The 8,123-nt window shown below is 69.0% G+C and carries 8 protein-coding genes and 1 pseudogene; 2 read left to right on the plus strand and 7 right to left on the minus strand.

What is annotated here, in order from left to right; all coding sequences use genetic code 11:
• Nucleotides 1-512 (minus strand): annotated as a pseudogene (locus LJE69_RS20665) (hybrid sensor histidine kinase/response regulator); the annotation flags it as partial.
• A 343-nt stretch (nucleotides 513-855) separates the two neighbouring features.
• On the opposite strand from LJE69_RS20665, the gene LJE69_RS20670 reads away from it, so the two are divergent.
• Nucleotides 856-2,007, plus strand: a complete 1,152-nt coding sequence (locus LJE69_RS20670) for a RuBisCO large subunit C-terminal-like domain-containing protein (protein ID WP_296927958.1) — start codon at nucleotides 856-858, stop codon at nucleotides 2,005-2,007.
• A gap of 147 nt (nucleotides 2,008-2,154) precedes the next feature.
• Here the strand turns inward: LJE69_RS20670 and tilS are convergent, their stop codons facing one another.
• The 4 genes from tilS to LJE69_RS20690 all read right to left on the minus strand — a co-directional run bounded on the left by tilS (nucleotide 2,155) and on the right by LJE69_RS20690 (nucleotide 5,502).
• The gene (gene tilS, locus LJE69_RS20675) at nucleotides 2,155-3,516 is read right to left on the minus strand and encodes a tRNA lysidine(34) synthetase TilS (protein ID WP_296927959.1); all 1,362 of its coding nucleotides are present in this window, start codon (nucleotides 3,514-3,516) and stop codon (nucleotides 2,155-2,157) included.
• A 47-nt stretch (nucleotides 3,517-3,563) separates the two neighbouring features.
• Nucleotides 3,564-4,520: an acetyl-CoA carboxylase carboxyltransferase subunit alpha gene (locus LJE69_RS20680; protein ID WP_296927960.1), complete on the minus strand. Its 957-nt coding sequence runs from the start codon at nucleotides 4,518-4,520 to the stop codon at nucleotides 3,564-3,566.
• 53 nt (nucleotides 4,521-4,573) lie between these two features.
• Nucleotides 4,574-4,723 carry a hypothetical protein gene (locus LJE69_RS20685; protein WP_296927961.1) on the minus strand — a complete coding sequence of 50 codons (150 nt, stop codon included), beginning with the start codon at nucleotides 4,721-4,723 and terminating at the stop codon, nucleotides 4,574-4,576.
• A 152-nt stretch (nucleotides 4,724-4,875) separates the two neighbouring features.
• Nucleotides 4,876-5,502, minus strand: a complete 627-nt coding sequence (locus LJE69_RS20690; protein WP_296927962.1) for a L,D-transpeptidase — start codon at nucleotides 5,500-5,502, stop codon at nucleotides 4,876-4,878.
• Nucleotides 5,503-5,917: 415 nt separating this feature from the next.
• Here LJE69_RS20690 and LJE69_RS20695 point away from each other — a divergent pair, with 415 nt between their 5' ends.
• Nucleotides 5,918-6,286, plus strand: a complete 369-nt coding sequence (locus tag LJE69_RS20695) for a nitrous oxide-stimulated promoter family protein (RefSeq protein ID WP_296927963.1) — start codon at nucleotides 5,918-5,920, stop codon at nucleotides 6,284-6,286.
• Between the two features lie 99 nt (nucleotides 6,287-6,385).
• Here LJE69_RS20695 and LJE69_RS20700 read toward each other — a convergent pair whose 3' ends face one another.
• Together LJE69_RS20700 and LJE69_RS20705 are read right to left on the minus strand one after the other, a co-directional pair.
• On the minus strand, nucleotides 6,386-6,961 hold the full coding sequence (locus LJE69_RS20700; RefSeq protein ID WP_296927964.1) for an NnrU family protein: 576 nt from the start codon (nucleotides 6,959-6,961) through the stop codon (nucleotides 6,386-6,388).
• A 68-nt stretch (nucleotides 6,962-7,029) separates the two neighbouring features.
• Nucleotides 7,030-8,123 (minus strand): AI-2E family transporter (locus LJE69_RS20705; protein ID WP_296927965.1); only part of this gene is annotated, 1,094 nt, incomplete at its 5' end.

Below are 8,123 nucleotides of genomic sequence, written 5' to 3' on the forward strand. Positions count from 1 at the left end.
CCGGTCAGCGCGCGGAACAGGTCCGTCGCCGCGGCGAGCTTGGCATCCAGGTCTTCCATGGCACGCACCGCGGCCATGGCTGCCATCGCCTGCCGCCAATGGCCTTCCATCTCGGCCAGCGTCCATCCCGATGGCTGGGGCTCCAGATCCAACACCAGCATTCCGGCGCTGCGGTGCACGGCGCACCAAAATGCCCTGCCACCGACGTCCATCTCGCCCGGTGCCTGCCACGAAAAGGATGCGGGCTGCCCCGGATCGGCTTGCCAATGCGCGTCCGCCGCGCGCACCGCGGCGACCAGCGTTTCGCCGAGCGCCTCCGCCAGGGGCTGATCCAGCAGCGCCCGCGGCGGGCGCCCGAGCAGCGCGAGGCAATTCGCGGAGACCCTGCACACGGTCAGCGCCGGGCCGCTCAGCGCCAGCAGCGCACCGTGGGCCTGGACGGCCTCAGGGAATTGGATGGGCTCGCGGTCGCAGGAGGTCAGGTCGGGGGCAGTGGTGGCGTCTGGCGTCATTGGCGGCGGAGATTGTTCGGCGGATGGGCAAGTTCCGGAGGGCGGAACGACGGGGGTGCGGATCACAGCGGGATCGGGAGTCCAGAATCCGGAGTCCGGAGTCCGGCGCGGAGAGCGTTCAGAGGCATTGACTTTCGGACTAGGGTGAACGCCGGCTGCGCGACGCCACGTTATGCTATTGCAACATCAGGCCAGCCGCCTGCCCAGCATCAGGCGACGACCGATCTCAATTCCCCGAACAAGCGGCGCACAGGCGCATGGCGTTCGAGCGCTGCGCTTTGGCGGCGCCGAACTCGACGACATCATGCACACTAGCGTGGATGCGCCGAAATCCGGAGGTGACATGCCCATCGATGACCCCGTTGCCCTCTCGCTGAGCGGCGAGCGGCTCACCGCCATCTACCGCATCCGAGCCGCGGACGAAGGCGCGGCGCTGCTCCGTGCGCAAGACATTTGCCTGGAGCAGACGGTTGAGTTCCCGGCCGCGCTGATCCCGAGTGAACTGATCCGCGCCCAGATCGTCGGCAGCGTGGATGCGCTCACCGCCGCGGGCAGCGGCGCCTGGGACGTGCGCATCCGCTACCCGGTGGAGGCCGCCGGCGCCGAGCTGACCCAGCTCGTCAACCTGCTGTTCGGCAATGTGGCGCTGCAGCCGGGCGTGCGGCTGATGGACTTCTCGCTGCCGGACGGCATGTTGGCGGGCTTCCGGGGGCCACGCTTCGGCATAACCGGCCTGCGGGGCCTGCTCGCCGTGCACGACCGGCCACTGCTGTGCACGGCACTGAAGCCCATGGGCCTCTCCGCGCAGGCGCTGGCCGCGCTCGCCTACGAGTTGGCCCTGGGCGGCATCGACCTGATCAAGGACGACCACGGCCTCACCGATCAGCCCTTCTGCCCCGTCGACGAGCGCATCGGCAGGTGCGCCGAGGCGGTCGAGCGGGCCAACCGCGAGACCGGCCGGCGCTGCCTGTACCTGCCCAACGTCACCGCGCCGGCCGGCGAGATCGCCCGCCGCGCCAGGGCTGCCAAGGCCGCGGGCGCCGGCGGGCTGCTGTTCTGCCCCGGTCTCGCCGGGCTGGATGCGATGCGCGCGCTGGCGGACGATGCCGGGCTGGCCATGCCGATCCTGGGCCATCCCGCCTTCATCGGCGGCCTCGCCCTGAGTCCCGACGCCGGGCTGTCCCACAAGGTGCTCTACGGCCGGCTGCATCGCCTCGCGGGCGCCGACGCGGCCATCTTCCCCCACCACGGCGGCCGGTTCGCGTATTCCGAGGCCGAATGCCGCGACATCCTTGCCGGCTGCACCGATGCCATGGGCGAGCTCGCGCCCATCTTCCCGGTGCCGGCCGGCGGCATGCAGCTCGGCCGCGTGCGCGAGCTGCGCGCCTTCTACGGCCGCGACTGCATCCTGCTCATCGGTGGCGACCTGCACGCCGGCGACGAGGGCCTCATCGCGCGCGCGCGGCGCTTCGTTGCGCTGGCGGGGAGCGACTGAGCATCCAGCTTCGTGCGCTTTCGCCGAAATCCTGCTATCGGCGAATCGAGGCGTGGCCACCCCGCATCCATCGATATCGATATCGATATCGATATCGATGGGCAACAGATACTTGCCTCAGGTTCGCGCAGCCGTGCCAGCCGTTCCTCAGCGGCCGTCGCCGCGCGCGAGCTCGGGCAGGAACCAACCGCGGTCTTCCCAGGGATGCCCGCGCCAGCGCAGCCAGCGCAGCGTCCCATCGCAGAGGGTGACGCCGCCGATCCCGACGAGCCGCCCGTCAACCAGCAGCGACGGCACGTACGGGCGCAGCCAGGCCGGCACGCCGAGCTCCTGGAAGAGCCCCTTGAGGGCGGCGCCCGGCCGCCCGGTCCGCTCACAACGCAAACCGGATGCGCCGAAGCACACGCTCACCCCGGCTTTCGCATCCGCGGCATCCGCCCACGCCCAGTCCAGATCGCCCAGGGGCGGCGGCAGCACCAGCGGGCTGGCTGCCGCGTGCAGGGGCGCGCTATCCGGCACCCGGGGCAGCGGCGCCAGCGCATGCAGGGCGTCGCGGTGACGGCGGACCTCGCAGCCCGGCCACGAGACGCGCGGCTGGCGGTCCGCGGCGGCCGGCAGCAGTTCCGTGATGATCCGATGCACGCGATCGCTGTCCGGCGGCGGCCAGCCCTGGCACTTGAACCAGCGGCGCAGCACCAGCCTGAGCCGGGCATCGTCCAGCGCGCGCAGCCGGCGGATACTCAGCGCCCGCGGCGTGTCTGCGGCGAGGCCGGTGAGGAGCTCGTCGGCGAAGCCGTCCAGCAACGCGGCCGCCTCGGCGCAATGGGCGGCGGAGCGCGCCAGCGTGCGGTCCAGCGCCGGCCAACGCTCCCGCAGCCCGGGGATGACCAAATTGCGCAACCGGTTGCGGTCGCGAGCCGGGTCGGCATTGCTCGGGTCCTCCACCCAGCGCAGCCGATGCGCCCGGGCATAGTCGGCCAGCGCAGCCCGCGGCAAGGCCAACAGCGGCCGCAGCAGCAACCCGGCGCCCAAGGGCGCCCGCGCCGGCATGGCGGCGAGGCCATGAACGCCGGCACCTCGCAGCAGCGCCAGCAGCAGGGTCTCGGCCTGGTCGTCGCGGTGCTGCGCGGTGGCAAGCACGTCCCCCGGGCGCAGCAGCGAGCGGAAGACAGCGTAACGGGCGTCGCGGGCCACGGCCTCGACGCTCTCGCCCGGGCCGGGCGTCAGTGCCAGTCGGCTCACCTCGAGCGGCACGCCGAGCCCGGCACAGACGCGCGCGCTGTGCGCCGTCCAAGCGTCCGCGTCCGGCAGCAGGCCGTGGTGCACATGCACCGCGCGCAGGTCCAGCCGCAGGCGCACGCGCAGCCCGACCGCGGCGTGCAGGAGCACATGGGAGTCGAGACCGCCGCTGTAGGCGATCCAGAGCCGGTGCCCGACGGCGTCCGCGAGCGCGCGGCCGAGCCGGTCCAGATCAAGCCGCTCCCGCGCGGCGGGGACGGGGGAGCGCATGGTCGGCAGACCCGGCGGGCAGCCTGGCGCGCGAGACAGTAGGCGGATCAGTCCTTGACGCGGCCGTAGCCGCGCAGCCGGTCGTAGCGGGCGGCGAGGAGCTGCTCCATGGACATGGCGTCCAGCTCGGCGAGGGCCTCGATCAGGGTGTCGTGCAACGCGCCGGCCATGCCGTCCACGTCGCGATGGGCGCCGCCGAGGGGCTCCGGCACCACCGCATCCACCAGCCCGAGGTCGTAGAGCCGGGCCGAGGTGATGGCCATGGCCTCGGCGGCGAGCTGCGCCTTATCGGCGCTCTTCCACAGGATGGAGGCGCAGCCCTCTGGCGAGATCACCGAGTAGGTGCTGAACTGGAGCATGATGAGCCGGTCGCCAACACCGATGGCGAGCGCCCCGCCGGAGCCGCCCTCGCCGGTCACGGTACAGATGATCGGCACCCGCAGCGTCGCCATCACCTGAAGATTGCGGGCGATGGCCTCGCTCTGGCCACGCTCTTCGGCACCGACGCCGGGGTAGGCGCCCGGGGTGTCGATGAAGGTGAAGATGGGCAGACCGAAACGCTCGGCAAGCTGCATCAGCCGGAGCGCCTTGCGGTAGCCCTCGGGGCGCGGCATGCCGAAGTTGCGCTGAATCTTCTCCTTGGTGTCGCGGCCCTTCTGGTGGCCGATGACGACCACCGCGCGGCCGTTCAGGCGCGCGAGCCCGCCGACGATGGCGTGGTCGTCCGCGAAGGCACGGTCGCCGTGCAGCTCCTGAAAGTCGTCGAAGATGCGCCGCGCGTAGTCCAGGAAGTAAGGTCGCAGCGGGTGGCGCGAGAGCTGGGAGATCTGCCAGGGCGTGAGGCCGGAGAAGATCTGCTCCGTCAGCGCCCGGCTCTTGCCCTGGAGATGCTCGATCTCCTCGGCGATGTTGATCTCGTTGTCGTCGCCGACGTGGCGCAGCTCTTCGATCTTGGCCTCGAGCTCGGCGACGGGCTGTTCGAATGGCAGGAAGTTCAGGTCCATAACCGCCCAATTCTACCGCGAGACGATTCCGCGAGGACAGTGCGGTTGCATCCTCAGGACTCTCGGTCCTTGCTGGTGTCGACGATGCGCACCTGTTGGCGCTTGTCACGCCCGCCCTCGGCCCGGTCATCGCGCATCAAATAGACGGCGATGCCGATCATGCCGATGAAGGCGAGCAGCAGGACGATGTTGGTAAGCAGCATGGTCGGACTCCGAAAGCGATGTGGGAGCGAGTTGAATCGAACCCCGATTGTAGCAACCCAGCGTGGGCACAGGCGGCGGCGAGACGCAGCGCCTCGCGCACCTCCACGTCGCCCGAGGTCTGCGCCAAGAGAACGCCGCGGCCTGCGATGCGCTACTCGGTCACGGTCACCGGGTCGCCCACGCGCATGCGCGCGTAGACGAACTTGGCGTCATCGTGGCGCAGGCGTACGCAACCGTGGGAGGCATGCTCGTTGGGCACATAGCCCTCGTGGACCCAGTAGGGCCCGTCGAACTGCATGGCGTAGGGCATCGGCGTCGGCAAATCGAAGTAGTTGGTGTAGCTGCCGGAGCGGTGATTGACGTCCTTGGCCGTCACGCGGAACTCGCCCTGCGGCGTGGGATGCTCGCCGGCGCCGGCGGACACCTTGCCGCTCCAGACCAACTGGCCGTCCTCGAGGTACTCGAAGCGCCGATTGCCCAGCAGGATCTTGAGCTGCCGGTGCTCAGCCGCCGGCAAGCTGCCGGGATTCGGCGGCGGCGGCTTCACCTCTTGGGAGACGGGCGGCAACTGCGCCTCGCGGCGGGCGACATCCGAGACGTTCGCGGCCATTCCGGTGGCATTGTGGTCGATGGCATCGGCGGTGGGCGCGAGCGGCTCGGCAACCGCCGTGGCGCCCGGCTGCACGACGATGTCGTCGGGCAGGTCCGGGTACGCCTGATACGCGCAGCCCGTCGCCAGCAGCGGCAGGCCGAGCAACAACACTGGGGCTTTGCTCATCGGGGAGATCCTTGCATCAAGACGTGGCATCGGCGCCAGGCCGCGGCCGCCAAGAGGAAAAAATCCAAGCAGAACACAAAATGCGCCCGGTGGGGAGCAGCAACGCCCGCGGTAGCCAAAGAAACTGTTACGGATTCCCCACAACGCGCGCGCCAAAGGAGACTAGGCAAGCCCTCGGTGTCGGTCGGGTTAGCGATGTCGGAACACGATAATCAACGGCTTACCGACGCCAAGCGTCGGGCTGCGCTGCGCTGCCCCGACCTACGGTCCGCTCGATCTCGGAGTTGCGGCCAGTATTCGCCCAGACTCCGCACGCCAGGGCGCGCGCGGCGAACGCCCGTGTCAAGCTCGGGCGATGTCAAGCTGAATTGACAATCGTCAATCCATGCGTTACGCCAGCGCGGATAATGGCGCCATGCAGATGCGAACCCAACCACCCCGCGCCGCCGGCTTGCGCCCCGCCAACAACGGCAAGCGCGTCCGCCGCGAGCGACGCACCATCGCCGCGATGATCGGCATCTTCTGCCACGATCATCACGGCGGCCATGCCGAGCACCACTGCGACGACTGTGCCGACCTGCTGCGCTACGCCAACCAGCGGCTCGACGTCTGCGTCTTCGGGGAATCCAAGCTGCCGTGCAGCGAGTGCACCGTGCACTGCTACAGCAAGTCGCGGCGCGCGCGCATCGTCGAGGTCATGCGCTACGCGGGGCCGAGAATGCCCCGCCGTCACCCGTGGCTCGGTTTGTTGCACATGATCGACAAGCTGCGCTGCCGCTTCTGAGCTCGTCTCCATCGCACGACGGGCGCCGACGCCAAGCCGCGTCAGCGCCCCACCTGCCGCCCCCGCGCCCGCGGGTCTTGTCGCCAGGCAGTGCTGCCGTCAGCCGATGGGCGCGACGCCGAACAGCCAGCGGTGCACGAACGCGATGAAGGCAACATAGAGCACGAGCCCTGCCACGATCGCGATCAGGTCGTTCCATTTTCCGGGCGGCGCGCCAGGCACGGGCGGCTCCTGACGCCGCGCCAGCGACACCAAATCCGCCACCGCCCAAACGAGGAAGCTCCCGAACAGCAGCAGATCCGCCAGGGTGCCGTTGGCGAGCAGGTGCGCCACGGCCCAGAGCAGCACCCCGATCAGCATCGGGTGCTTGAGCGTGCGCTGAATGCGGCCCGGCAGATAGGCCGCCAGCACCAGCGGGAACACGGGCAGCATCAGGAGCAACGTGACGTGCCGCATCCACACCGGCGACTGGTACAGCAGCACCGGCTCGTGGACACGGGCGGCACCATAGCCCACTACCACGAGCCAGAGCCCGAGGATCGAGACCAGCGAATAGCCGACCTTGAATGGCACCTCACCGGCGCGATCGATGGCCTGCACCCGCCACGCGGGCCGCACGATGGACAAAGCATGGGCGCTGAAGAACAGCGCCAGACCGAGAATCAGTTCGAACATAGGAGGCTCCCAGGGTCTCGTCTGCGCGAAGCGCTTGGTTGGTTGTTGGGGAAAGGCGGGTTGCCGCCTCAGCCACCGGTCACCATGGGCCCCGCATCGTCGCCACACTCAACGCGCTCCAAGGGCCGGGGCCAGGCGGTCAGGATGGCCTGCACCACGGTAGCGAGCGGGATGGCGAAGAACACGCCCCAGAAGCCCCAGAGACCGCCGAACACCAGGATCGCAACGATGATCGCGACGGGGTGCAGGTTTACCACCTCCGAGAATAACAGGGGTACCAGCACATTGCCGTCCAGCGCCTGGATGATCAGATAGGCCACGGTGAGCCAGACGAACTGTGCGCCCCACCCCCACTGGAACCAGGCGATGAGCACCACGGGCACGGTGACCACCGACGCGCCGATATACGGAATGATGACCGACAGCCCCACCAACAAGGCCAGCAACATCGCGTAATTGAGCCCAAAGCTCGAGAAGGTAACGAAGCTGACCGCCCAGACGACCAGGATCTCCCAGAACTTGCCGCGCACATAGTTGGAGATCTGCCGATCCACGTCCGCCCAGACCGTATCCGCGATGGCCCGGTGGCGCGGCAGGTAGCGTCCGAACCAGCCGAGGATCAGCGCCTTGTCCTTCAGGAAGAAGAACACCAGCAGCGGCGTCAGGATGAAGTAGATCAGCAGGGTGATAACGCCCACCAGCGACGACACCGACATCGACAGCAACGTCTGCCCATAGCCCACCAACTCCCGGCGCATCGCGTCCATGGCGGCGTCGATCTGGGCGGTACTGGCCAACTCCGGATGGCGCTCCGGCAACGCCATCAGCACTTGCTGGCCCCGCGCGAGCATCTGCGGCAACTGCTGCACCAGATCGGACACCTGCCGATACACCAACGGCAGCACGCCCACGAGCACCGAGACGACGAACACCAGAAACAGCACGAACACGGTCACCACGGCCGCGAGCCGCGGCCAGCCGCGGCGCTCCAGCAGCGTCACAAAACCGTCCAGCAGGTAGGCGATGACGATGCTCGCCAGCACCGGCATCAGCATCTCCCCGAGCAACAGCACAACGGCAAAGATGACGGCCACGAACACCGCCAGCACCATCACCTGGGGGTCCGAGAAGTGGCGGCTGAACCAGTTGCTCAGGACCTTGA

The organism is Thiohalocapsa sp. (assembly GCF_022340605.1).
Classification (GTDB): Bacteria; Pseudomonadota; Gammaproteobacteria; order Chromatiales; family Chromatiaceae; genus Thiohalocapsa.